Here is a 484-nt window from a genome sequence, read left to right as displayed (position 1 = left end):
CCACGCTGAACTCGCGGAGTCTGCTCCTTCGGCCTTGGACGAACCCGGACGCGGTGCCGCCAGCGCTCTGGCTATCGCCGCCATCGTGGATCTCGGATGCTGACTCGGTGCGCAGCGGCGGCTCGACACCGCGCTGCACGTCGCCGGGCAGAGCCGGCCCCGACGGTGGCAGGGCCAGCATGTCCGGCTCGGAGCCGTCGTGGACGGGGTACTGGCTGGCGCCAGCGGCCCAGAGGACGTCGTCAAGGCCGGGGAGGGGGTTGTTGTGGTGGTCGGTGGTGATCCATGTGTGTGGGTACGAGTCGTTTGATGAGGACTCTGCCAGCGTGTGCTGGGGTGTGTCGGTGGTGACTGTGGGGTTGACCTGTGTGGGGACCAGGGTCAGGGGCAGGTATTGGTGGTGATTGCGGTAGAGGTAGAGCGGGGGGCGGTCTGGGTTGGGGACGTGGGTGACATCCGTGATGACGTTGTCACTGTTTTCGAG

Annotated in this window: 1 protein-coding gene; it reads right to left on the bottom strand. The window is 66.7% G+C overall.

The window, feature by feature from the left end:
• A partial coding sequence (locus ACLQ24_RS30230) for a hypothetical protein (protein WP_425895137.1) occupies positions 1–484 on the bottom strand: 484 nt, incomplete at both ends.

This window comes from Micromonospora sp. DT4, from assembly GCF_049841675.1.
Classification (GTDB): domain Bacteria; phylum Actinomycetota; class Actinomycetes; order Mycobacteriales; family Micromonosporaceae; genus Micromonospora.
This window is presented reverse-complemented; position numbering and strand designations above follow the sequence as displayed.